Origin of the sequence: Streptomyces sp. XD-27 (assembly GCF_030553055.1) — a bacterium.
Taxonomy (GTDB): Bacteria; Actinomycetota; Actinomycetes; order Streptomycetales; family Streptomycetaceae; genus Streptomyces.
Genome location: NZ_CP130713.1, coordinates 2,177,948 through 2,200,302, shown reverse-complemented (window position 1 = coordinate 2,200,302; position 22,355 = coordinate 2,177,948). Strand labels below are relative to the sequence as shown.

The window sequence follows — 22,355 nt, the reverse complement described above, 5'->3', positions numbered from 1 at the left end:
GAGTTGTGACCGAGACCAAGAGCCCGCCGCTGACCCCCGAGTTGTACGACTACGTCCTGGCACACAACCCGCCCCTGGACCCGGTCCAGCGCGAACTGGTCGACGTCACGCACGAGCGGCTCGCCGGGGAAGCCGTGATGCAGTCCGCCGAGGAGCAGGGCCCGCTGCTGGCCTTCCTGGTCCGGCTCATCGGCGCCCGCCTTGTCGTCGAGGTCGGCACGTTCACCGGCTACTCCGCCCTCTCCATGGCCCAGGCGCTGCCCGCCGACGGACGGCTCATCACGTGCGACGTGTCGGAGGAGTGGACCGCGTACGGGCGTGAAGCCTGGGCCAAGGCCGGCGTCGCGGACCGCGTCGACCTGCGGATCGCCCCCGCCCTGGACACCCTGCGCGCATTGCCCGCTGACCCGCACATCGACCTGGCCTACGTCGACGCGGACAAGGACAACTATGTCGCGTACTGGGAGGAGCTGGTGCCCCGCATGCGCCCCGGCGGCCTGATCGTCGCGGACAACGTCCTCTTCGGCGGCGAGGTCGCCGATCCCGCGGCGACTGGCAAGGCCGCCGCGATCCGCCGCTTCAACGACCACGTGGCCGCCGACGCCCGCATGGAGGCGGTCATGCTGACCGTCGCCGACGGTCTGACGCTGGCGCGCCGCCGGGCGGAGTGAGCGGGGTGGCGTGGGGGCTGTAGACCTGCCGCGCCACCTCCTCCGGCGTCACCGCACCCTCATTGAGAGCCTTCCGCAGGGCAGCGGCACGGGCACGGGCGTTGATGCGGTCCTCGCGCGTGGCCTCATCGGGATGGCGGGCGCGCCAGTACGGATTGTCGTGCGCGAGGGTCATGCTCACCCGCCCGTACATCCCGAAGACCATGAGCATGATCCCGACGACGAAGCTGAACAGCACGTTCTGAATACGGAACGCCAGGAAGTTCAGGTCCGTACGCAGCAGCGCCAGATTGACGAATCCGCTGAGCAGAAAACCGATGGCCACCACGCAGTTGAGGGTCGAGGCGACGTTGCCGCCGATCACCATGCCCGCGAAGAGCAGCAGACCGACGGCGATGGAGAGCACGCTCAGCGCGCCGTTGGTGTTCAGAGCGGCGACGGTGTCACCGCGCGTGTCGAAGAAGCCGACCTTGTCGATCAGCCCGAAGATCCCGAAGGCGAGCAGCACCAGCCCCATGAGCCCGGCGCCGACGCGGTAGACCTGGCTCAGCCGGTGGTCGAGGGGCAGATGCTCGTCGAACCTGATCCGCCGCGGCTTGGCGGGGCGCGGCGTGGGGCCGCCGCGGAGACTGTGATCGCCGATGACCATGGACGGCCTCCCTCGTACGCAGACGTACGTAGCTCAAGGATCCGCCGCCCCGCCGCACGGCTCAACCGCAGCAGCCGCCTCCACAGCATCCGCCACCGCCACCACCGCCGGCGGGCCCGCCCGAACGCGGCGCGGAGGCGGTACCGCCGACGGCGACGGCGGAGAGCAGCTTGACCGTGTCGGCATGCCCGTCGGGGCAGCTGGCGGGGTCGGAGGAGCGGGCCATGGGCCGGTCGACCTCGAACGTCGTTCCGCAGGCGCGGCATCGGTACTCGTAGCGTGGCATGCGAGGCAGCATAACCAGCCGAGCCGCAGGTCAGGCAGGGGTGCGCGACGAAGGACAACGGACCCGCGCGCAGCCACGGGCAGACGGACAAGCTCGGGGTGACGGACAGACGGACGGACGCCCAGCCACGGGCAGACGGACAAGCTCGCGGTGATGGGCAGACGGGACGAGCACGTGGTGACGGACAGACGGGACGAGCACGCGGTGACGGACCCGGAGACGGGCGCGACGAGCGGCTCAGTGGGCGCCGCTGCCCCGCTCCTCGCGGATGGCCTGGACGACGGCGGCCACCGCCTGCCGGACGGACTCCATCTCGGTCAGGAAGTGCCACCAGTCGGGATGCCGCCCTTCCAGGGCGCTGACGGCGCGGTCGACCCGGTCGACCGCCGCGTCCAGCGGCTGGGCGTGCCGGGGATCGGGTGTGCTGCGCCCGGCCATCGCCAGCCGCTGCGCGTCGCGGATCGCGAAGCGGGTGCGTTCGATCTCCTGCTGGGGATCGAAGGACACCTGGTCGAGGCGGCGCAGCCGGTCGCCGGCGGCGGAGACGGCCTCGTCGGTGGTGTTGAGCAGCGCCCGGACCGTGCTGAGCAGGGCCGTGGCGTCCGGCCATCGCTGCTCGTCACGGGCGGCCTGCGCCTCCTTGAGCTTCTCGCGGGCGAGCGCCACATCGCGCGCGGCCTGCTCCGGCACGGGCTGCAGGTCCTGCCAGCAGGCCAGGCTGTACCGGCGGCGCAACTCGCTGAGCACCGGTTCGACGCCGGACGCACGGGTGGTGATCGCCTCGGCGCGGGTCCGCAGCGACACCAGCCGCCGGTCGGTCTCCGCCGCCCGCTCCGGCAGCCGCTCCGCCTCCAGCCGCAGTGCCTCCGCCCGCCGCAGCACGTCGTCGGCGCGGCGGATCGTGTCCTGTACACCGTGCTGGGCGGCGCCCTGGTTGAGCTTGGTCAGCTCGGGGGCGAGCGCGGCCAGCCGCGACGCCAGATCGTCGGCCTTGAGACCGGAGGCGCGCACGGCGTCCAGCGCGTTGCTCGCGGCGAGCAGAGCCTGCCGGGCCCGCTCCACGGCCGGCGCCAGCCGGGCCAGCTGCCCCTCGGCGCGCCGCAACAGCGGCCCGAGACCTTCCTCGAACCGCTGCAACTCGGCCTTGGTCCGCTCCAGCTCCGTACGAGCCCCTGCGAGCTCGGCGCGGGCGCGGGCGGCGGTCGCGGAGTCCAGGTCGTCGCGGTCCAGATCATGGGCATCCACGGCCGTGATGTACGCATGGCTGACCTCATCGATCCGCCGCCCCAGCGCGTCGAAGTCGGCCACGGCCTTCCGCCCGGCGGGGGAGTCGTCGACGGCGGTGATCGTCTCGATGGAGATCCGCAGGTCGCGCTGGGCCGTGTCGAGCTCGTAGAACGCGGCGGCGGCGGCATCCTTGGCGGCCTGCGCCTCGGCCCGCTGCCCTTCCCCTCGCCCGAACCACCGCCGCGTACCACCCCCGGGGAACCCCGTCACATCCCTCTCCCGACCTCTCCCGACAGACCGCCCCGGACCAGTCCCGGACCCGGATGTCATTCTCCCACCGTCAGGGACGAACACCGGGAGGAGATCAGTTGCGCAGCCCGCCTCACGGGTGCGCGGGGTGCCGTTCCGGCCTGGTCGGGGGTTTGCGAAGCCGGGGTGGAGGCCATGTAGTCTGTCAGCTCATGCCAGGGCGCATAGCTCAGCGGTAGAGCGCTGCTCTTACAAAGCAGATGTCGGCGGTTCAAATCCGTCTGTGCCCACCAGCGAAAAGGCCCCCAGCCGTTGTCGGTTGGGGGCCTTCAGCGTTCAGGCGGTGGTTTGTTCTGCAGAGGCTTGTGCCGGGCGGGTGCGGCTCTCTGTGAGCAGCAGCCCCGCCGTCAGCAGGACTACGGCGGCCGCTGAGACGTGCACGGTCAGGGCCGTGGCGACGGTGCCGCCGTGGGTGGTGACCGCGAGGGCGTCGCCCAGGGGGATGGTGGCGTCTATCAGTACCACCCATCCCAGAGCGCGGCGCTGGCCCAGCGCGAGCAGGAGGAAGACGGTGGAGCCGACGGCCAGGTCGCGGACGCCTTTCACGACGAAGTAGCCGTCGGCGTTGCCCTGCGGCCAGGGCTCGATACCGAAACCGGTGGGCGCGCCGTTCGGGTTCAGGAGGAAGTTGAGCCCGAAGAACATGACCGCGGCGCCGGTCAGGAGTGTCAGAACGGTGGTGACGCGCTGCTTGGACATGAGTCCCCCGTGGGAGTCGCCGGGCCGAAGGGCCGGGATGGAACTAGCGTTGCTAGGACTTCGAGCGATGCTAGAACTAGCGACGCTCCCATGTCTAGCGGTGCTAGAATTTGCCCATGGCAGTGCAGCAGCGGCGAGAGCGCGAACGTGCGGAGCGGCACCGGTTGATCGTCGAGGCGGCCCGTGAGCTCGCCGAGGCCGAGGGGTGGGGGGCGGTGACCACGCGACGTCTGTCCGAGCGCGTCGAGTACAGCCAGCCGGTGCTGTACAGCCACTTCGCATCGAAGGACGCGATCGTGGCGGCTGTCGCCCTCGAGGGGTTCGGCGAACTCGCCGCCGCCCTGCGGGGTGCCCGCGCGGCCCACGTCGACGCGCACGCGGCCTTGCGTGCGCTGGCCGACGCCTATCTGGACTTCGCCAGGGCCCGGCCCGCGGTCTACGCCGCCATGTTCGTCCGAGAGATCGATGTCCCGTTCGGCACCGAGGCCTCGCCGGCCCCGTTGAAGGCGGCCTTCGGTGAGTTCCTCGGTGCGCTGGAACCCCTGGCGGCCGCTCGCGGGGACGACCCGGAGACCCTCGCCGAAGTCGTCTGGAGCGCCCTGCACGGGCTGGCCACCCTCAGCGCGGGCCACCGCCTCCGGCCGGACCAGCATGACGCTCGTGTGGAGCTGTTGATCAGCCGGATCACCGCGTCGCCGGCCGACTAGCGGCGGCCGTCGGAGCGTGTGTACGACCTAAGTCGCTTTGCGTGGTGGACAGTTCATACCTCCGTCGCGGACGCGCAGACCATCGGCTGACGACCGGGAGTGCTGCCGCCGACCAGACTGGGAACCACGGCGCAGCACGATGAGGCCGCGACCGGTGGACGCACACACGGGGAGGCGCAGTGCGCACTGAGGGGATCAGCCGGGCTCGGTTCCTGGCCGGGGCGGGGGCCGTCGGGGCCGCCGTGTCGGCAGGGTCGCTCATGGCGGCGGGCCGGGCCCAGGCGGCCGGAGCGGCGGTGGGGGCCGCCGCCGGGGCGGGGGAAGGGCCTGGGCTGGCGTATCGGGGAGTGTGTTACGAGGTCGGGAAGGGGGAGACGCCGGGGACGGCGTGGAACGCGGCCAGGGTGCGCAAGGACATCCGCGTCATCAAGGAAGAACTGCATGCCGGCTCGGTCTCGGTTTTCGGGGACGGGGTCGAGCGGCTCACGGCAGCATCGTCGGAGGCGGCGGAGCGCGGGCTGCACGTCTGGCTCCAGCCGCGACTGAGGGACCGCCCGCAGCGGGAGATCCTCGACCACCTGGCGGAAACGGGCAGACACGCCGAGCGGCTGCGGCGCCAGGGCGCCCGGGTCCACCTCAGCGTGGGCTGCGAGTTCGTGCTGTTTGTGCCAGGCATCGTGCCAGGCGCCGACGTCATGGAGCGGATCGAGAACATGACCAAGGGGAACTTCGATCCGGTGCAGATGAAGCGTCGGCTGCGCAGTTTCGTCGCGCGGTCGGCATCGGTCGGCAGGTCCGTCTTCCATGGCCCGCTGACGTATGCCGCCGCGTTCGACGAAGCCGGTGAGACCGACTGGGGCCTGTTCGACATCGTCAGCGTCAACTATTACGCGTACCACCCCCGCCGGTCCGACTATGTCCGGGAGCTCACGCCCTACCTGCGCTGGGGCAAGCCGGTGGCGATCTCCGAGTTCGGCTCCTGCACCTTCGTAGGCGCTCCTGAGCAGGGCGGCATGGGGTGGAACGCCGTCGACTACAGCAAGGAACCCCCCGAGATCGTCGGCGACCTGGTCCGCAGCGAGCGGACTCAGGCCGCGTACCTCACCGACATGCTGGACGTCTTCGAGTCGATGGGCCTGTACGCGGCGCTGGTCTACAACTTCGTCAGCCCCGACTCCCCGCACCGGCCCGAGCCTCGCTACGACCTCGACATGGCCAGCTACAGCATCGTGAAGACGATCAAGGACAGGCCCGAGGACCCCGCATCCGCCTGGCACTGGGAGCCGAAGCAGGCGTTCCACGCCCTGGCCCGGCACTACGGCAGGGCGCGGTGCTGACCCGGAGGCGGAACCGGCCCCGCGAGCCTACGGTGGTGTGAGAGTGCACCGAGCGGATAAGCCGGTCAACCGGTCAGGAGGAGGCCGTGATGGAGGAGCACTTCGTCTGGATGACAACGCGCCGCATCAAGCCGGGCAAGCTGGACGACTTCGAGAGGGCGTGGCGGCCGACCCCCTACCCCGAAGGGCTTCGCCACGCCTACGCGTACTGGTCCGAGGACGGGCGGGAGATCATCGGCGTGTCGTTCTGGGACTCCAAGCAAACGTGCGACGCCTATCGGTCGTCCGACGCGGAGGCGCAGCGGCGCGCGGCCATGGCCGAATACGTCACCGACGAGCGGGAGGCGTTCTATCGCGGCCGTGAGCTCGCCATTCCTGTGCGGTAGGCGGTAGGCGGTAGGCGGTAGGCGGTAGGCGGTAGGCGGTAGGCGGTAGGCGGTCAGCGGGACGGCCGGTGGTCGCTGTCCTCCTGGCGGCGGGATCTGTCCCCCCTGCTGATTTGACATATGTCAACATAGAGATATGTCTCATTCCGAGGTGCTGCCGGTCCTGGAGTCGGGCGTCGTGCCGTGCTGCCCACCGCTGACCGAGCGCCCGCTGTCGGCCGAGGAGGCCGAGCGCACCGCCGCGATGTTCAAGGCGCTCGGCGATCCTGTCCGGCTGCGGCTGTTCTCCCTGGTGGCCTCGCACACGGGCGGGGAGGCCTGTGTCTGCGACATCTCCGATGTCGGGGTCTCCCAGCCGACCGTCTCCCATCACCTGAAGAAGCTCAAGGAGGCCGGACTGCTCACCTCCGAGCGGCGCGGCACCTGGGTCTACTACCGGGTGGCCCCTCCGGCCCTCGCGACCATGGGGCAGATGCTCGCCGCCTGGCGATGAGTTTTCCGCCGGGCCGAAGTCCACGTACATGAAGCCACTTGGAAGCACTTGGACCAGTACGGAACGGAGCATGTCATGGCGAAGCTGACGCTCACCGCCTTCCTCTCGCTGGACGGGGTCGTGCAGGGCCCGGGAGGGCCCGGCGAGGACACCAGCGGCGGTTTCGAGTACGGGGGCTGGGTGGTCCCGTACGCCGATGAGGACATGGGTCGGATCGTCGTCGAGTGGTTCGGCGGGGCGAGCGCCTTTCTGCTGGGCCGCCGTACGTACGAGATATTCGCCGGGTACTGGCCGCGGGTCACCGACGAACAGGACCCCATCGCCACGAGCCTCAACACCCTCCCGAAGTACGTCGCCTCCACCACCTTGGACACGCTGGACTGGCAGAACTCCACGCTGCTCGACACGGACGTGCCGCGGGCCGTGGCCAAGCTCAAGAGGGAACTGGACGGGGAGCTCCAGATCCACGGCAGTGGCAACCTGGCGCAGTCCCTGATGGCACACGATCTCATTGACGAGTTCCGGCTGATGGTGTACCCGGTCGTCCTGGGCACGGGGAAGCGGCTGTTCGCCGAGGGCGCCGTGCCGACCGCGCTGCGGCTGCTGGACAGCAGGACTACGGGTGCCGGGGTCGCGGCGCACACCTACCAGCTCGCCGGGCGCCCCACGTACGGCTCGTTCGACCTCGAGGACTGACCCCGCACGCCGGGGCCGGCGCCTCGCCGGGGAGGGGGAAACCTCGCCGGGGCGGGGCTATGCCGGGGCCTCGGCCGGGCGGCGTTTTGCTGGGGCCTTGGCCGAGGTGGCATCTCGCCGGGGCGGGGCTCTGCTGGGGCCTTGGCCTAGGGTGGCGCCTCGCCCGGGGCGGGGCTTTGCTGGTGCCTCAGCCGGGGGGCGCTGCGCCGGGACCGCGCCTCGCCGGGGGTCCCGGAGGTGTGACGTGCTGCCGTTCTTCGCTCCGCCACCGGGGCGACATCCAGCCACCCATCGAATGCCCGTACGCTGCTGCCGACTTGACCCCACGGAAATCAAGGCGGCACACGTATGCAGAAGTCCCGGCTCACGAGCGCGGCGGCGACCTTCGCGCTCCCCACGGCAGTCATAGCGGCCCTCGCCGCGCCCGTACCCGCTCACGCGGAGCCGGAACAGACCGCGGCCGCGTTCTCCGCGACCACCGGAGTCGGTGTCCACAACGCCTATGAGCAGGCGAAATACCCCTACCTCGCGGACGCGCTCGACTCCGGGGCCGGGCTCCTGGAGCTGGACGTATGGACCAACTTCACCAGCAGCCAGTGGCGGGTCTCGCACAGCAACCCGTTTGGCAACGCCAACAACTGCGAGAACGCGGGCTCTGCGGCCGAGCTGCGCACCAAGCCGCGCAACCAGAGCCTGAACGGCTGCCTCGCCGACATGCGGGCGTGGCACGACGCCCACCCCGGCCACCGTCCCATTCTGGTCAAGGTCGAGATGAAGGACGGCTTCAACGACCGAGGCGGCCGCGGCCCGGACGAGTTCGACGCGCTTGTCAACGCCAAGTTGGGCGACGCCGTCTACCGCCCGGCCGATCTGCTCGGCGGGCACGCGACGCTGGACGACGCGGTGCGGGCGGACGGCTGGCCGGGCCGGGACGCGCTCGCGGGCAAGTTCATCTTCGAGCTGCTCCCCGGCACGGTCGAGGAGAACAACCCCTTCGACTCGCTGTGGACGGACCGCGAGTACGCCACGCGGCTGCGGAACCTGGCCGCCGCCGGGCAACTGCGGCAGGCGACCGCCTTCCCCGCCGTCCACAAGGCGGAGTCCGGCGACCCGCGGCGCCGGTACGCCGACGCCTCCCTGCGCCCGTGGTTCGTCGTCTTCGACGGTGACGCGGCGGCGTACGTCCAGAACGGCATCGACACCGCCTGGTACGACCAGCGGCACTACCTGCTCATCATGACCGACGCGCACAAGGTGTCCCCGGCGATCGACGCGACCCGGCCCGCCGAGGCCGACGCCCGGGCCCGTGTGGAGCTGCTGGCGCGCAAGCACGCCAGCTTCGCCACGGCGGACTGGTACCCGCTGCCGTCCGTCCTGTCGATGGTGACCCCGCGCGGCTGACGCGGTCGGCGGCTGACCGTTGCCGTCGTTGGTCTGGACCGGCACCCTGTTGTCCGGCGGCACCTTCCGTACGGAGGCGGGCAGCAGGGTGAGAGGCGGGATGGGGATGGGTGGGCCGGGGGCAGGCGTACGGCCTGTGTATCTCGGCTCGTTCGGCGGTGGGATCACCGTCGCGACGTACGACGTCGCGAGCGGGGCGCTGACCGCCGCCGGGTTCTTCGACCGCGTCGCCGATCCGTCCTTCCTGGCCCTGGGCCCCTCCGGCCGGGTGCTGTACGCGGTGGACGAGCGGCCCGGCGGCACCGTGCGAGCCCTCGCGATCGGTGCGGACGGGGCGCTCACCGCGCTCGGCCCGGCCCGGTCCACCGGCGGTGACGGACCCACCCATCTGGCCGTGCACCCCGGCGGCCGCCACCTTCTGACGGCCAATTACGGGTCGGGAAGCGTCGCCGTGCACCCCATCCGCCCCGACGGCGCGCTGGGTGGGCGTACGGATCTCGTACGGCACACCGGTTCCGGACCGGATCCCGAGCGGCAGGAAGGCCCGCACGCACACCAGGTCCTGGCCGACCCCAAGGGCCGCTTCGTGCTCGCGGTCGACCTCGGCACCGACACGGTGTACACCTACCGGCTCGATGCGGCACGCGGGCGGCTGACCCCGGTTTCGGAAGCGAGGACGGCCCCGGGCGCCGGGCCCCGGCATCTGGCCTTCCACCCCGGGGCCCGGTTCGCGTATGTCGTCGGCGAGTTGGACGGCACGATCACGGTCGCGGCGTACGACGATTGCTCGGGCGAACTGAGCCCGCGCGACGCGTGGCCGACGCTGCCCGACCGCGCCGAGCCGGGCGGGCGCAACTACCCGGCGGGGGTCGTGGTCTCGGCCGACGGGCGGTTCGTCTACGTGTCCAACCGGGGCCACGACAGCGTCGCGCGGTTCGCGGTGACCGATGGCGGCGCCGGGCTCCGGCTGCTGGACGCGGTGCCGTGCGGTGGGGCGTACCCGCGGCACATCGGCCTGTCGCCGTCCGGCACGCTGCTCTTCGCCGGGAACCAGAACACGGGCACGGTCACGGTGTTCCGGGTGGACCGTCGAACAGGTCGGCTCACGCCGTCGGGGGCGCCGTTCACCGCGCCCGTGCCCGTGTGCGTACTGCCGCTGTAACGGCCGCCCTTGCTGTCTGCCCGCCCCGCCCGTTCTTCCGTCTCCGCCGTCTGCCCGCCCCCGCCCGTTCGCCTTCCCCTCCCGATTCCGCTGGGGCGCGAGGTGCGCACGATGTGGCCGGTATTACGTTCGCGAACGGCCTAGGCGGTCTTCCGCTGTCACACCCGGCCCGTAGCCTTGTCCCATGCCCCTGTTAGCTCCGACCTCCGATGCCGTGTGCCCTGCCGAGGACGACTCCGCCGAGGGTGGGTCCGTCGACTCCGATGACGCCAACGAGGCGATCCGCGCCTTCCTGCGGGCGCGTACGGCACGGCCGCTGCTGCCCGAGGAGCGGGTGGAGTACCGGCGGCTGCTCGGCGTCTACCTGGGCGCCATGCGGCGTGAGGTCGACACGGCGGCGTAGGAGTCCAGGGGACCGGAAGCCGGGGGACCGGGGTCGGGCACCGGGGGCCGGGGAAAAGAAACCGCCGTCTGGATGGCGCATATGCGCATCGGGCTTGCCGTACTCCCGAGTTGCGGCCACCGTTGTGCGCGCGGGCGTACCACGCGCGCCCGTATCCGACCGGACCGGAGGCGCTATGGGAACCGTCGTGCCACCCCGAATTACACCCTTCGTTCCACCCTGTGAACTGGTCGGCAACGGCCCGCATCGGGTCATCGCGGTCCACGGCTGGCTCTCCGATCGCGCCGCGTACGCCGCGGTCCTGCCGCACATCGACCGGCGGGCCTTCACGTACGCCCTGCCCGACCTGCGCGGCTATGGCGAGGCGCGCGACATCCCCGGGGACTACACCACCGCGGAGGCGGCCGGCGATCTGCTCGCGCTCGCCGACCACCTCGGCTGGGACCGCTTCTCCCTCGTCGGCCACTCCATGGGCGGGGCCGTGGCCCAGCGGGTCGTGGCCGCCGCGCCGCAGCGCGTACGCCGGATGGTGGGGCTCGCCCCCGTACCGGCGAGTGGTGTGCCCCTGCACGGGGCTCAGTGGGAGCTGTTCGCGGGCGCCGCCGAGCAACCGGAGAACCGGCGGCAGATCATCGACTTCACCACCGGCAGCAGGCATCCCGACGCCTGGCTGGACCTGATGGTGCGGCATTCGCGGGAGCACAGTGACGTCAAGGCGTTCCGGGCGTGGCTGGACTCCTGGGCCCTGGAGGACTTCCACGAGGAGATCGAGGGTGCCACCGTCCCGGTACGGGTGGTGGTCGGCGCGCACGACCCGGCGCTGACCGCCGAGGTGATGCGGCAGACGTGGCTGCGCTGGTACGTACGCGCCGAACTGGTGGAGCTGCCGTGCGCCGGGCACTATCCGGCCGACGAGACGCCGCTGGAGCTCGTCCGGGCCGTGGAGGACTTCCTCAACGAGGTTGAGGCCTGACCTCGTCAGCGGGCCGACGCGCCGGAGAACGGAGTACCCGAGAGTGGAGCACCCGAGGACGGAGCACCGGACGACGTAGCGCTGGAGGACGGCGCACCCGCGGGCGACGGGGCTCCGGAAGACGACGGCGCGTTGGAGGCGTGCTCCGCCTCGCTCTTCTCGTACTGCGGCAGCAGATCGTTCACGATCCGGTCCACATAGCCGCGCGTCTCGTCGATCGGGGGGATGCCCCGGGCCTTGAGGACCGCGCCCGGACCGGCGTTGTACGCGGCGAGGGCGAGCTGGGTGGGGTCACCGGGTACGTCCGCCACCACCTTGTACAGATGGCACATGTACCGGGCCTGGGACGGGATGGCGTCCTTGGGCTCCCAGACGTCCGCCCGGCCGTCGCCGTTCCCGTCCCGGCCCCATTCCGACCATGTGACCGGCGAGAACTGGGAGATGCCCTGGGCGTGCCCGGAGTCCGCGTCCGGCTGCCAGCGGCTCTCGGCGTGTATCTGCGCGGCCATCAGCGGCACGCTCAGCCGCGGACAGCTGCGGGCGGCCGATTCCACCGTGGGTCGGTACTTGTCCGGAATGGTGGGCAGGCCGGGGCCCGAGCCGATCAACTGCCGTACGACGACGACCGCCGCGACGGCGAGCAGCGCCGCGACGGTGACGGCCACTCCGACGAACCGCCCGCGACGGCTCACCACGCCGTGCCCCGGGCGGCGGTGGAGACACGCACGGTGCGGACACGCAGGGGGCGGACATGCACCGTGCGGACATGCACGGTGCGGGCACGCACGGCGGAGAAACGCACGGTGGGGACACGCGCGGTGGAGATACGCATGGGGGGACGGTAGCCGCAGTCGTGGGCCGGGCCGCAATCGGGGTACAGGGGCACGTGCGGGCGCATCCGATAAGCGGCTTGTTACGCGGCCTGCTCGCCACCCGCCGCCGGGGCGTCGGCCGCGGCTCCCGGCCGCTTCACCACGTACACCGCGCCCGCGCCCGCCGCGAACAGCGCCAGCACGGAGACGCCGGTGCTCAGCCAGGTCGCGCCGAGCCACTGGCCGCCGAAGTACCCCAGGCTCACGCTGTAGGCGGCCCAGGCCAGTCCGGCCGCCGCCGACCACGGCAGGAACTCGGTGACCCGGCGGTGCGCGGCGCCCGCGCTCAGGCTGACCACGGACCGTCCGGCGGGTGCGAACCGCGCGACGACGACGAGCGGGCCGCCGCCGTTGTCCAGCGCGGTGCCCAACTTCTCCTGCGCGGCAGTGAGTCGGCGGGAGCGGGCGATGGCCCGGTCGAGCCGGTCGCTGCCGCGCCAGGCCAGCCGGTAGGCGACCATGTCGCCGACCACGGAGGCGGTCGCCGCGCACAGCACCAGGCCGAGCATGTCGGGCAGCACGCTTTCGACTCGGGCGGCGCTCGCCGCGCCGACGACATCGGCCGTGGTGCCCGCTGCGGCGGTGGCCGCGGTGATGACCAGCACTCCGCTGGGCAGCACGGGCAAAAAGACATCGAGGAGCACTGACAACCCGATGAGGGCATAGATCCATGGGGTATTGGTCAGTGACCCCACATGTTCCAGCAACGCGTCTCCCGATCCCGTTCCCCCGCCGTGACATTGCCGGGAGCGGCAGTACGGCCTGTACAGCCGTACAGCGTACGCCTGCGGGTTCCGAGGATAGCGATCAGGGCGCGGCGATGTTGTTCGATTTACGTGATACGGGGCCTTGGGCCCCGTATCACGTGATCAACGCCTCATCCAGGCGGCATTCAGGCGCGGTTCACGCGCTGGTCGACCGGCGTCTCGCGCACCGGTGCGGACCGGTGTTTCAGACGCTGGTCGTCTGGCGTGGCGAGCCGGTCGTGCGGGCCGCGTCGCGCGAGCCGCCGAAGATGCGGTCCAGTGCCAGCGGGCCGGGGCCGGTGAAGACCAGGAGGAGGAACACCCAGCAGAACATCGCGGACGCCTCGCCGCCGTTCTCGATGGGCCACAGGTTCTTCGACTGGTGCTCGTGGAAGTACGCGTACGCCATCGAGCCGGAGGATATGAAGGCGGCGCTGCGGGTGCCGAGGCCGACCATGACGAGCCCGCCGCCGACGAGCTGGATCACCGCGGCGTACCAGCCCGGCCAGGTGCCGGCCTCGACGGTGTTGCCGGAGCCCATCAGGCCGCCGAACCAGCCGAGCAGCGAGGCGGCGCCGTGGCAGAAGAAGAGCAGACCGACGACGATCCGGAACAGGGACAGCACGTACGGGCGCGTCGCATCAAGGCGCTCGGTGAGAGCGGAAAAGGGGGACATGGGTGGGGGACCCTCGCTTCGGTTCCGGGGACGAGAAACAACGAGGGGGACAGGTTAGGGTCGCCTCTGCTTTTGTTGCAAGTTCAAGTTCATGCCATCTTTACATCGGAACAGGGGTTGCGGAGTCCGGCTCCCGGTGTATCCGGGCCGCGGGCACCCCCGCCCCACCGCCGCGCGCAGCGCCGCCCGCGCCACCGCGTCCGTGTCGCACAGGGTCACCGAGTTGACCCCCGGACGCGCGCCCGCCGCCGTCACCCAGTGCACGCCCTCGGTCGGCACGCCGACCGCGAAGCGCCGCGGGTGGGCCCGTCCCTGACCGTCGATCACCCGGTACGGGCTCGGCGTCACATCCAGCCCGCCCGTCTCGTAACCGTCCACGCGGTGCGGACGGGCGCCTCCCGTACGCAGCAGGTGCGCCAGCAGCTCGTCCGCGGTCCGCCGTACGTCCGGCTCCGGCAGCCGCGCCTCGATCAGCGTGGTGGCCACCACCGGGGGGCCGGGCACCCGTGCGGAGCGGGCGCGGAAGCCGGGGCCGCCGGTGGCCATGCCGTCACAGGACCCTTCGTCGCCGGGCTCCTTGATGCAGGACGCCTCGCCGCAGGTCACCTCCAGGCCGGGGCCCAGCACGTGGAGCACGCCCGCCTCGATCAGCGCGGCCATCTCCTCGATCCGGAGGCGCGGCGGACCGATCGACAGGAACGCGTTGAGCGGCGTGTACCAGCGGTCCAGATGCGCCCGGCGGGACGCGCCGCGCAGCCCCCGGTGGTCCACGATCTGCCGCAGCTCGTTCCGCAGGTCGCGCAGCACGTCCAGGGCTGCCTTGACCGGCCCCGCCACGTTCCCCAGCCGCGCGTGTGCCACGTCCTCCCGCAGATACCCCAGCAACCAGCGCCGGAACTCCGCCGCGTCGGCGAACTCGCGGTCGCGGTACGGGTGCGCGAGGTCCTCCCAGGACCAGCGGTCGGCCGCCGGGATGCCGAACGCGTCTAGGACGGCGGCCTCTTCGGCACTGCCGTGCTCCGTCGCCAGGAACCGCTCCCGGAACTGCGCCCCGGGCTGCTCCCCGCACTGTTCCCCGCCCTGCTCCCGGAACCGGCCGTCCTGGCCCGCGGTCATCCGCTCCGAACGCCTCAGCAGCGCCTCGTAATAGACCGTCTCCGTCTCCTTGGCGACCAGCGGCCAGACGTCCAGCAGGAAGTCCGGGGCGTCGCCGGCCTCTGCGCGCTTGCGGAACAGCGCGATCACCTCGGGCGTGAGCAGCAGCGGTTCGTGGCGGCCGCACGCGCCCTTCGCGTTGTCACCGCGCGCGTGGTACGGGATGCCGCGCCGCGACCCCGCGTACAGCCGCGGCTCGCGGCCCGAAGGGACGTATGTGAGCGTGCCGCGCGCGTCCCGGGTGAACGCCCCGCCCCGGCCGAGGGTCAGCAGCGCCATGTGGTCGAAGAAGTTCAGGCCCAGGCCGCGCAGCAGCACCGGCTCGCCGGGCGCGATGGGCGACAGGTCGAGGTCGGCGGGGTTGGCGGGCGGGTAATAGCGCAGTCCGTGCGCCGCCGCGTACCCGGCGAACCGTTCCTCCGCCTCGTCCGGGACCGCCGGGAGGTGGCCTTGCGCCAGGACGACCGCGGACAGCCCGGCCAGCCGCCCACCGTCGTCCAGGGTCAGCACCTGCTCGCCGCTCGCCTGCTCCTCCAGCCGTACCGCCCGCGCCGCGTGGGTGCGCACCGTCACGCCGTCCGGGGCGTCCCGTACCACTCGCGCGAAGACCCACTCCAGATAGCGGCCGTACAGCGCGCGGGTCGGGTAGTCGTCCGGGGCCAGCTCCAGACCGTGCCCGGCGGCCCACTCGTACAGGCTCGGACCGGGGCGCACCGGCCCGGCGCAGTCCACGCTCGCGTCCGTGAACAGGGTCACCTGCGAGGCGACGGTGTTCATCAGCAGCTCGCCCGACTGCGCGGTACGCCACACCTGACCGGAACCGGGCGGCGCCGGGTCGACCACGTGCACGGTCAGCCGGGCGCCGGACGCCAGCTCGGCGGCCGAGGCGCACAGCCGCTCCAGCACGCTGGTGCCTCTGGGCCCGGACCCGACGACGGCTATGGCGTGGTGCTCTCCGGCCAAGGTGGCGTCTCCCGGGGACGGACGGAGCCTGCGGCGGTGGCAGGACGGGGTGCTCGCTCCGGCCCCGAGGGGACAGGTGGGTGCCGGGCGGAAACCATCATGCCGGTCCGGCCGTGCGATGCGAGCCCCCGAATGGAACAAGTGGCTCCGTTGTGGCGTGGATCACGTGGCGGGTGTTGCGGGTGTCGCGTGTCGGCGCGCGGAGGCTACGGAGGAGCGCCCGGGGAGGCCCGATCTCCCTACGGGGACGAGCCTCCCCGGGGCTCCGGCTGGCGGGCGGCTGCGTCTCCTCGGGCGGCTACGTGGCCTCGGGCCAGTCCTCCCGCAGCACCGTGACCAGCCGGTCGCGGCCATCTGCGGCGGCGCGCGCCTGGTCCAGCCGCACCTGACCGCCGCGTCCGGCCAACGTCAGCGTCATGAGCTGGTTGCCGAACCACGGCCCGCCCGTGCGCCGCCAGCGCAGCCCGGTGGGCCGCAGCCGCCCGTGCCGGGCGAAGGCGCGTCCGACCCACCGCCCCACCCGGCTCCAGCCGAAGCGGAAGCCGTACCGGATCGACGCCGGGATGCTGTTGTGCACGGGGGAGCAGGTGAGCTGCCGCACCCGGCTGCGGGGCGGGCGGGGGAAGTTCGACCAGTCCGGTTCGGCGACGTACGCGTGGTGTACGTCACCGGACAGCACGCTGATCGTGGCGGGCGCCCCGGGCCCCGCCCCGGCCTCGGCGATCAGCTCGGTGAGCGCGTCGAACGAGGCCGGGAACGCCGCCCAGTGCTCCAGGTCGCCGCGCTGCCGCAGCGCCTCGCCCCAGCGGGCCCAGCGGCGCCCGCGGGCGCCCCCGCACACCGCCGCGTTCCACCGCTCCACATCGTGGACGAAATGCGGCAGCAGCCAGGGCAGCGAGGTGCCGATGAGGAGGTGGTCGCAGGCGCCGGGCTCCAGCACCTGCCGCCGCAGCCAGGCGAACTCGTCGGGGCGGAGCATCGCCCGTGCGTCCTCGTCCAGCACGCGGGCGGCCCGGCTGTCGACCATGACGAGGCGTATGCGCCCGAAGTCGCGCCGGTAGCTCCAGCGGGCGTGCGCAGGGTCCATGTCGACCTCCTCGGCGAACTCGCGCAGCAGCTCCGTGCCGTCCCCCATCCCGTCCCCGACCCCGTCCCCGGCCCCGGTCTTGTCCCCCTTCTCGCCCACGGTCTCGCACACCGCCCGGTACAGCTTGTCGGCGGCCAGCTCGGCGGGGGAGAGGTTCCCCAGGTGCTGGTACACCCAGTACGACATCAGGCCGCTGAGTATCCGCTCCCGCCACCACGGGGTGGCGCGCATGCGGTCGAGCCACGCCGTGCTGGTGTTCCAGTCGTCGATCACGTCGTGGTCGTCGAAGATCATGCAGCTGGGGACGGTGGACAGCAGCCACCGCACCTTGGGGTCCAGCCATGATTCGTCGTACAGGCGCGTGTATTCCTCGTAATCGGCGACCTGCGGCCCCGGCGGCTCGCTCAGGTCGCGCCGACCGGCGAGCCAGCGCCGCGTCTCCTCCGATGTCTCGTCCGCGTACACCTGGTCGCCCAGCAGCACCAGCACGTCGGGGCGCTCGGCCGCGGGGTCGTGGGCGATGGCCGACGCCAGCGTGTCCAGGGCGTCCGGACCGATGGGGCCTTGGCCGCGGTCGTCGGGGCGGCCGGGGTCGGAGGGCGGCGCGGCCCAGCGGCAGGAGCCGAAGACGACGCGTACGGGCCGGTCCGGGGCCGGGTCGGGGGAGGGCGTACGGATCGTGCTGTCGGGGAACTCCGAGCCGGGCAGCGGCCAGACCTGCTCGCCGTCCAGCAGCACGCGGTAGGCCGTCTCGGTGTCGGGCCGCAACCCGGTGACGATGATCAGGGCGTAGTGGTGCCCCGCGATCCGCCAGGTACGGGCGGACCCGCCCGCGCCGTCGGCGCACGCGACCTCGGCCAGACAGGGGCGGTCGGCTTCGACCCAGACGGTGGCCGTGCCCCCGCCCGCGTCCGCCTCGACATGCCGCAGCAGTGGCCCCAACCGCAGTCCGGCCATCCGGCCCTCCTCCGTCGCTTCGTCGAACTCGTACGGTACGGAACGCGCGTACGGAACGGAACGACGGGGCAGGCGTGGGGCGTTGGCGCGGCCTGGGGTGAACACCGTTGTCATGCCGGGTAATTCACTGGCCTAGAGGGCTTTCAAGGCTGTAGTGCCGAGATGCGGCCCGCCATGGGTTGTGCATCAATGGAAAGCGTCGACCGTCCGGACCGCCCGAGGCGTGAGCGGCGTGGCGATGCCAGCTCGGCAATACGTGTCCCAGCCCGGCAATACGTGTCCGGGGCGGCATTGACCCGCATTTCTGGTTGACACACCCCACCGCCGTTCGAACACTCGCCGGCGCACGCACCCATGGAGACTGCAATGGAATTCATCGGCTACTACCCGCAGTGGGCCATCTACGACAGAAAGTTCTTCCTCAAGACCATCCACGACAACGGAACAGCGGACAAGCTGACGATTCTCAATTACGCGTTCGAGAATTTCACGTCTGGTGACATTCCGAAGTCCGAGAAATATCCCGAAGGCTACGACGGATTCCGGGCCTTCGAGGAGGTCAGGGCGCTCGATTCGGAGAAGGCGGGGCATGCGGACGCGGGGATCAACGCCGGGGACGCCGGCGCCGACTACCTGCAGCCGTTCAACGCCGCCACGAAAAAGGATCCCATCGGCACGGCTGACGGGGCCTGGGGCGCGCAGACCCTCATGGGGAACTTCAACCAGCTCAAGCAACTCAAGGCAGCGCACAAGCAACTGAAGGTCCTGGCCTCGCTCGGCGGCTGGACGTACAGCCGCAACTGGTCGCTCGCCGCAAAGACGGCGAAGGGGCGGGAGGACCTCGTCTCCTCGTGTATCGACCTCTTCATCAAGGGCAACCTCCCCAAGAAGATCTGGGTCCGGCACTGGGAGACGAAGAAGCTCGAACTGAAGGAGCAGTTCGGCGGCGCCAAGGTGGCGGCCGGGATCTTCGACGGCATCGACATCGACTGGGAGTGGCCCGGATGCGACAAGGGGCTGCCCGGGAACAAATTCAGCCCGGATGACAAAGCGAACTTCGTGGCGCTGCTGAAGGAGTTCCGCAAGCAGCTCGACGACCCGAACCTGCTCAAGGACTACCCGCCCCGCGGAGGGAAGTACCTGCTGACCGCCTTCCTGCCGGCCGACCCGGAGATCATGAAGGCCGGCTGGGACGCCGCAGAGGTCATGAAGTGCCTCGACTTCGGCAACATCCAGGGGTACGACTTCCACGGGGGGTGGGACAAGACCACCGACCAGCAGTCCCAGCTCCATTCGTCGGAGAAGGACAAACTCTCGGTCGAGTCGGCGGTCAACGCCTGGATCAAGGCCGCGGGGGAGAGCGCCCGGTCGAAGCTCACCTTCGGAATCCCGTACTACAGCCGCGGCTGGCAGGGCGTGGAGGAAAAGCCCAACTCCGACGGGCTGTTCAACAAGGCGACCGGGCCGGCGAAGGGCCGGTACGAGGACGGCGTCAACGACTACCACGAGATCGCCAAGCTCGACATCCACAGCTACCCGATACGCCGCAACCCGGCAGGTAAGGCCAGCTACGCCTGGCGGTACAGCAAGAGCGACCACATCCTCTGGACCTACGACGATCCGACCCTGGCCCACGAGAAAGCGGTGTACGCGAGGGAGAGCAAACTCGGCGGGGTCATGGTGTACTCGCTCGACGGCGACGATCGCACCGGCTCGCTGTCCAAGGCCATCCGTGCCGGGCTCGACGGCCAGAAGCTCCCGCCCAACGGCTCGAACGGACTCTGACAGGCCGCGCTGAACGCTCAGCGGTTCCGACCCGTCGGACAGGCCCTACGGCCTGTCCGACGGGTCCCGGCGCTCGCCCCGTCGGACAGGCTCTTGCGCCTCGCGCCAGCTTGAACACGGCTTCAGGCGGTAGGAAATTCCCCGGCCTTGACGGCTGACCGCCGACGCCGCGGCAGGCGTCAGCTGCAGCCGTTGAGGACCGAGCTGAGCGCGGACTTCTCGGCCGAGTCGACCGACAGGCCGTAGGTGTGCTTCACCGAGACCCACATGCGGGCGTACATGCAGTGGTACGAGGACAGCGACGGCATCCACTCCGCCGGGTCCTTGTCGCCCTTCGCCTGGTTCACGTTGTCCGTGACGGCGATCAGCTGGGAGTGGGTCAGGTCGTTGGCGAAGTCCTGGCGCTGTGCGGTGGTCCAGGAGCTGGCGCCGGAGCGCCACGCCTCGGCGAGCGGTACGACGTGGTCGATGTCGAGGTCGGAGGCGGCGGTCCAGGTCTCGCCGTCGTACGCGGAGTACCAACTGCCGCTGACGGCGGCGCAGCTGGAGTCCTGCTCGACGTCGGTGCCGTCCCGCTTGAGGACGACCTCGCGGGTGTTGCAGGCGCCGGACTGGGTGATCCAGTGGGGGAACTTGTCGCGGCTGTAACCGTCGGAGCTGCCTTCCGGGCTGACGGTCAGTGAGGACAGCTGGGTGCGGGCCTCAGCCGCGCTCGGTGGGGTGGGCGGGGCCGCGTCGGCGGTGGTCGGGCTGGTCAGGGCCACGGTGCCGAGCAGGGCCGTGAGGCCGCCGACGACCGAGGCGCGACGCGCGTAGACGCTGCGTCGCACGGAGCTTCCGCGCAGTCGGAACATACGAACTCCTGTGGGGAGGTGGGGGAATCCATGGCCAGCGGTGCCCGGTCATGGTGGCGACGCCAGGTTTCTGTGGGGTTGGCGCCAGGTAACAGCGTGACGACGCGGGCATGTCAAGGCAAGGGGTGTCCGATTTTTCCGTGCCGTTTTCCGTGTTGCCATGTCCGTTCCTGTGCGGGTCCTGTGACGCCTCGTAAGGTTGCCGCGTGCCGCTCGCTGCCCCTGCCACCCTCGCGGACGCGGTCCTGCTGCCGGTCAACGCCACGCTCGGGGTCGTCCTCGGCGTCCTGCTGGCGGTGGCGGTCGCCATCGTGGCCGTCGCCCGGCTCTCCGACCGCGAGGGGCGCGGCTACGGGCGGGCCGTCGCCACCGCCGGGCTGCGCGCCGCCGCCCAGCTCGCCGCCGTGTCGTACCTCATCGGGTGGGTGGTGCGCGCCGTACCGCTGCTGCTGTGCTTCGTCGCCCTGATGTTCGCGGTCGCGGTACGGACCGCCGGGCGCCGGATCACCGGGAACCGCACCTGGTGGTGGGCCGCGGCGCCGATCGGGGCCGGGGTGCTGCCGGTGGTCGTCGTGCTGCTGCTGACCGGGCTCGTCCCGGTCGGCGGCATCGCGCTGATCCCGATCACCGGCATCCTCATCGGCGGCGCGCTCACCGCCACCGTACTGAGCGGCCGACGCGCCCTGGACGAGCTGCGGCAGCGGCACGGCGAGGTGGAGGCCGCTCTCGCGCTGGGGTTCCTTGACCGGGACGCCCGGCTGGAGATCGCCCGCCCCGCCGCCTCCGACGCACTGCTGCCGGGACTGGACCAGACCAGGACCGTGGGCCTCGTCACGCTGCCGGGCGCGTTCGTCGGCATGCTGCTCGGCGGCGCCTCACCGGTACTGGCGGGCGTGGTGCAGCTGTTCGTGCTGGTCGCGCTGATGGCCGTGACGGCGGTGGCCGTCACCGCCGTCCTGGAACTGGTCGCGCGGGGACGGCTGCACCGGGACTGAGGCCGGTCGCATGAGGGCGGGGCCGAGGTCGCGTATCCTGGGCGTGCAGAAGGGGAGTAGCTCTTCGCCGGACCGTCGACATACTGCCCGCCCTCGTGGCGGGCCGGCGCCCGGAGCCCGGTGTGTGCCGCCTGTACGCACCGCGCCAGCGAGACCTTCGGCCGCAGTGTCCATGACGCTTGTCCATGGGGCTGCCGTGCCGAAGCGACCCCTTTTCCAGGCGGCTCCCTCGCGGCGCGGACGGCCCGGCGGACAGCCTGACCGAACGAGGTATCCACCCCCGTGCTCGACATCACCGTCGCCGCCGTCGTCTTCGGCGTCGTCTTCCTCGCCGAACTGCCCGACAAGACCGCCCTCGCGGGGCTGATGCTCGGCACCCGCTACCGGGCGTCGTACGTCTTCGCCGGGGTCGCCGCCGCCTTCGCCGTCCATGTCGCGCTGGCCGTCGCGGCGGGCAGCGTGCTGACGCTGCTGCCGCACCGGGTGGTGCAGGCCGTGGTCGGCGCGCTGTTCCTGGCGGGGGCCGCCACGCTGCTGCTCAAGAAGGACGACGGGGAGGAGGAGCTCAGGAAGCCCGCCGACCAGTCGTTCTGGAAGGTCGCGGGCGCCGGCTTCTCGCTGATCCTGGTCGCCGAGTTCGGCGACCTGACCCAGATCATGACCGCCAACCTCGCCGCCCGCTACGACGATCCGCTCTCGGTGGGCGTGGGCGCGGTGCTCGCGCTCTGGGCGGTGGCCGGGCTGGGCATCGTGGGCGGCCGTACGCTCATGAGGTTCGTACCGCTGAAGCTGATCACGAAGGTCGCGGCGCTGGTGATGCTGGCGCTGGCGGGGTTCAGCCTCTACGAGGCGGTGGCCGGCTGACG

The 22,355-nt window shown here is 71.4% G+C and carries 24 protein-coding genes and 1 tRNA gene; 14 read left to right on the top strand and 11 right to left on the bottom strand.

The annotated features are described in order from the left end of the window. The first annotated feature begins 5 nt into the window (after positions 1-5). Complete coding sequence (locus Q3Y56_RS09570) at positions 6-671, top strand: O-methyltransferase (protein WP_304461523.1); 666 nt, start codon at positions 6-8, stop codon at positions 669-671. Here Q3Y56_RS09570 and Q3Y56_RS09565 read toward each other — a convergent pair. The 3 genes from Q3Y56_RS09565 to Q3Y56_RS09555 all read right to left on the bottom strand — a co-directional run bounded on the left by Q3Y56_RS09565 (position 619) and on the right by Q3Y56_RS09555 (position 3,103). Then, a complete protein-coding gene (locus tag Q3Y56_RS09565; protein ID WP_304461522.1) occupies positions 619-1,320 on the bottom strand; it encodes a DUF4383 domain-containing protein in 702 nt (233 codons plus the stop codon). The genes Q3Y56_RS09570 and Q3Y56_RS09565 overlap by 53 nt on opposite strands. Before the next feature lie 61 nt (positions 1,321-1,381). Continuing rightward, the gene (locus Q3Y56_RS09560) at positions 1,382-1,606 is read right to left on the bottom strand and encodes a zinc ribbon domain-containing protein (RefSeq protein WP_304461521.1); all 225 of its coding nucleotides are present in this window, start codon (positions 1,604-1,606) and stop codon (positions 1,382-1,384) included. Between the two features lie 237 nt (positions 1,607-1,843). After that, positions 1,844-3,103 carry a hypothetical protein gene (locus tag Q3Y56_RS09555; protein ID WP_304461520.1) on the bottom strand — a complete coding sequence of 420 codons (1,260 nt, stop codon included), beginning with the start codon at positions 3,101-3,103 and terminating at the stop codon, positions 1,844-1,846. Between the two features lie 197 nt (positions 3,104-3,300). Between Q3Y56_RS09555 and Q3Y56_RS09550 the strand changes: the two genes are divergently transcribed. Continuing rightward, positions 3,301-3,375: transfer RNA gene (locus Q3Y56_RS09550), tRNA-Val, on the top strand. 43 nt (positions 3,376-3,418) lie between these two features. On the opposite strand, the gene Q3Y56_RS09545 is transcribed toward Q3Y56_RS09550, so the two are convergent. Then, entirely contained in the window at positions 3,419-3,841 is a 423-nt protein-coding gene (locus tag Q3Y56_RS09545) for a DUF4267 domain-containing protein (protein ID WP_304461519.1), read from the bottom strand. A gap of 116 nt (positions 3,842-3,957) precedes the next feature. On the opposite strand from Q3Y56_RS09545, the gene Q3Y56_RS09540 reads away from it, so the two are divergent. The 9 genes from Q3Y56_RS09540 to Q3Y56_RS09500 all read left to right on the top strand — a co-directional run bounded on the left by Q3Y56_RS09540 (position 3,958) and on the right by Q3Y56_RS09500 (position 11,399). Further along, positions 3,958-4,548: a TetR/AcrR family transcriptional regulator gene (locus tag Q3Y56_RS09540; protein WP_304461518.1), complete on the top strand. Its 591-nt coding sequence runs from the start codon at positions 3,958-3,960 to the stop codon at positions 4,546-4,548. 179 nt (positions 4,549-4,727) lie between these two features. Next, positions 4,728-5,885, top strand: a complete 1,158-nt coding sequence (locus Q3Y56_RS09535) for an abortive phage infection protein (protein ID WP_304461517.1) — start codon at positions 4,728-4,730, stop codon at positions 5,883-5,885. 89 nt (positions 5,886-5,974) lie between these two features. Continuing rightward, positions 5,975-6,271 (top strand): hypothetical protein, encoded by a 297-nt coding sequence (locus tag Q3Y56_RS09530; RefSeq protein ID WP_304461516.1) that lies wholly within the window; start codon positions 5,975-5,977, stop codon positions 6,269-6,271. A 136-nt stretch (positions 6,272-6,407) separates the two neighbouring features. Continuing rightward, positions 6,408-6,764, top strand: a complete 357-nt coding sequence (locus Q3Y56_RS09525; protein ID WP_304461515.1) for a helix-turn-helix transcriptional regulator — start codon at positions 6,408-6,410, stop codon at positions 6,762-6,764. Between the two features lie 75 nt (positions 6,765-6,839). Beyond that, positions 6,840-7,460 (top strand): dihydrofolate reductase family protein, encoded by a 621-nt coding sequence (locus Q3Y56_RS09520; protein WP_304461514.1) that lies wholly within the window; start codon positions 6,840-6,842, stop codon positions 7,458-7,460. Positions 7,461-7,808: 348 nt separating this feature from the next. Continuing rightward, entirely contained in the window at positions 7,809-8,861 is a 1,053-nt protein-coding gene (locus Q3Y56_RS09515) for a phosphatidylinositol-specific phospholipase C domain-containing protein (RefSeq protein WP_304461513.1), read from the top strand. A 136-nt stretch (positions 8,862-8,997) separates the two neighbouring features. Further along, on the top strand, positions 8,998-10,023 hold the full coding sequence (locus Q3Y56_RS09510) for a lactonase family protein (RefSeq protein WP_304461512.1): 1,026 nt from the start codon (positions 8,998-9,000) through the stop codon (positions 10,021-10,023). A gap of 184 nt (positions 10,024-10,207) precedes the next feature. Continuing rightward, entirely contained in the window at positions 10,208-10,426 is a 219-nt protein-coding gene (locus tag Q3Y56_RS09505; RefSeq protein ID WP_304461511.1) for a hypothetical protein, read from the top strand. A gap of 175 nt (positions 10,427-10,601) precedes the next feature. Beyond that, complete coding sequence (locus Q3Y56_RS09500) at positions 10,602-11,399, top strand: alpha/beta fold hydrolase (protein WP_304461510.1); 798 nt, start codon at positions 10,602-10,604, stop codon at positions 11,397-11,399. Between the two features lie 5 nt (positions 11,400-11,404). Here Q3Y56_RS09500 and Q3Y56_RS09495 read toward each other — a convergent pair whose 3' ends face one another. The 6 genes from Q3Y56_RS09495 to Q3Y56_RS09470 form a co-directional block, all read right to left on the bottom strand. Next, a complete protein-coding gene (locus tag Q3Y56_RS09495) occupies positions 11,405-12,094 on the bottom strand; it encodes a lytic transglycosylase domain-containing protein (protein ID WP_304461509.1) in 690 nt (229 codons plus the stop codon). Beyond that, on the bottom strand, positions 12,088-12,231 hold the full coding sequence (locus tag Q3Y56_RS09490) for a hypothetical protein (RefSeq protein ID WP_304461508.1): 144 nt from the start codon (positions 12,229-12,231) through the stop codon (positions 12,088-12,090). Before Q3Y56_RS09490 ends, Q3Y56_RS09495 begins: the two co-directional genes overlap by 7 nt. Before the next feature lie 81 nt (positions 12,232-12,312). Next, positions 12,313-12,978, bottom strand: a complete 666-nt coding sequence (locus Q3Y56_RS09485) for a DedA family protein (RefSeq protein WP_304461507.1) — start codon at positions 12,976-12,978, stop codon at positions 12,313-12,315. Between the two features lie 244 nt (positions 12,979-13,222). Next, a complete protein-coding gene (locus Q3Y56_RS09480) occupies positions 13,223-13,693 on the bottom strand; it encodes a DoxX family protein (RefSeq protein ID WP_304461506.1) in 471 nt (156 codons plus the stop codon). A 54-nt stretch (positions 13,694-13,747) separates the two neighbouring features. Then, positions 13,748-15,811 carry an FAD/NAD(P)-binding domain-containing protein gene (locus tag Q3Y56_RS09475; protein ID WP_304461505.1) on the bottom strand — a complete coding sequence of 688 codons (2,064 nt, stop codon included), beginning with the start codon at positions 15,809-15,811 and terminating at the stop codon, positions 13,748-13,750. A 298-nt stretch (positions 15,812-16,109) separates the two neighbouring features. After that, entirely contained in the window at positions 16,110-17,855 is a 1,746-nt protein-coding gene (locus tag Q3Y56_RS09470) for an alkaline phosphatase D family protein (protein WP_304465533.1), read from the bottom strand. Positions 17,856-18,221: 366 nt separating this feature from the next. Between Q3Y56_RS09470 and Q3Y56_RS09465 the strand changes: the two genes are divergently transcribed. Continuing rightward, on the top strand, positions 18,222-19,640 hold the full coding sequence (locus tag Q3Y56_RS09465; protein WP_304461504.1) for a glycoside hydrolase family 18 protein: 1,419 nt from the start codon (positions 18,222-18,224) through the stop codon (positions 19,638-19,640). Between the two features lie 179 nt (positions 19,641-19,819). On the opposite strand, the gene Q3Y56_RS09460 is transcribed toward Q3Y56_RS09465, so the two are convergent. After that, positions 19,820-20,494: an HNH endonuclease family protein gene (locus Q3Y56_RS09460; RefSeq protein ID WP_304461503.1), complete on the bottom strand. Its 675-nt coding sequence runs from the start codon at positions 20,492-20,494 to the stop codon at positions 19,820-19,822. A 206-nt stretch (positions 20,495-20,700) separates the two neighbouring features. Between Q3Y56_RS09460 and Q3Y56_RS09455 the strand changes: the two genes are divergently transcribed. Together Q3Y56_RS09455 and Q3Y56_RS09450 are read left to right on the top strand one after the other, a co-directional pair. Next, positions 20,701-21,489, top strand: coding sequence for an ABC transporter permease (locus tag Q3Y56_RS09455; protein ID WP_304461502.1), 789 nt, complete (start codon positions 20,701-20,703; stop codon positions 21,487-21,489). Positions 21,490-21,771: 282 nt separating this feature from the next. After that, positions 21,772-22,353: a TMEM165/GDT1 family protein gene (locus Q3Y56_RS09450; RefSeq protein ID WP_304461501.1), complete on the top strand. Its 582-nt coding sequence runs from the start codon at positions 21,772-21,774 to the stop codon at positions 22,351-22,353. Positions 22,354-22,355: the final 2 nt, after the last annotated feature.

Bases quoted from the DNA above. Each gene is read 5' to 3' on its own strand.
- Q3Y56_RS09530 (WP_304461516.1), top strand. From the start codon at position 5,975: ATGGAGGAGCACTTCGTCTGGATGACAACGCGCCGCATCAAGCCGGGC.
- Q3Y56_RS09560 (WP_304461521.1), bottom strand. From the start codon at position 1,606: ATGCCACGCTACGAGTACCGATGCCGCGCCTGCGGAACGACGTTCGAG.
- Q3Y56_RS09565 (WP_304461522.1), bottom strand. From the start codon at position 1,320: ATGGTCATCGGCGATCACAGTCTCCGCGGCGGCCCCACGCCGCGCCCC.
- Q3Y56_RS09500 (WP_304461510.1), top strand. From the start codon at position 10,602: ATGGGAACCGTCGTGCCACCCCGAATTACACCCTTCGTTCCACCCTGT.
- Q3Y56_RS09505 (WP_304461511.1), top strand. From the start codon at position 10,208: ATGCCCCTGTTAGCTCCGACCTCCGATGCCGTGTGCCCTGCCGAGGAC.
- Q3Y56_RS09545 (WP_304461519.1), bottom strand. From the start codon at position 3,841: ATGTCCAAGCAGCGCGTCACCACCGTTCTGACACTCCTGACCGGCGCC.
- Q3Y56_RS09515 (WP_304461513.1), top strand. From the start codon at position 7,809: ATGCAGAAGTCCCGGCTCACGAGCGCGGCGGCGACCTTCGCGCTCCCC.
- Q3Y56_RS09470 (WP_304465533.1), bottom strand. From the start codon at position 17,855: ATGGCCGGACTGCGGTTGGGGCCACTGCTGCGGCATGTCGAGGCGGAC.
- Q3Y56_RS09540 (WP_304461518.1), top strand. From the start codon at position 3,958: ATGGCAGTGCAGCAGCGGCGAGAGCGCGAACGTGCGGAGCGGCACCGG.
- Q3Y56_RS09460 (WP_304461503.1), bottom strand. From the start codon at position 20,494: ATGTTCCGACTGCGCGGAAGCTCCGTGCGACGCAGCGTCTACGCGCGT.
- Q3Y56_RS09480 (WP_304461506.1), bottom strand. From the start codon at position 13,693: ATGTCCCCCTTTTCCGCTCTCACCGAGCGCCTTGATGCGACGCGCCCG.
- Q3Y56_RS09525 (WP_304461515.1), top strand. From the start codon at position 6,408: ATGTCTCATTCCGAGGTGCTGCCGGTCCTGGAGTCGGGCGTCGTGCCG.
- Q3Y56_RS09520 (WP_304461514.1), top strand. From the start codon at position 6,840: ATGGCGAAGCTGACGCTCACCGCCTTCCTCTCGCTGGACGGGGTCGTG.
- Q3Y56_RS09490 (WP_304461508.1), bottom strand. From the start codon at position 12,231: ATGCGTATCTCCACCGCGCGTGTCCCCACCGTGCGTTTCTCCGCCGTG.
- Q3Y56_RS09465 (WP_304461504.1), top strand. From the start codon at position 18,222: ATGGAATTCATCGGCTACTACCCGCAGTGGGCCATCTACGACAGAAAG.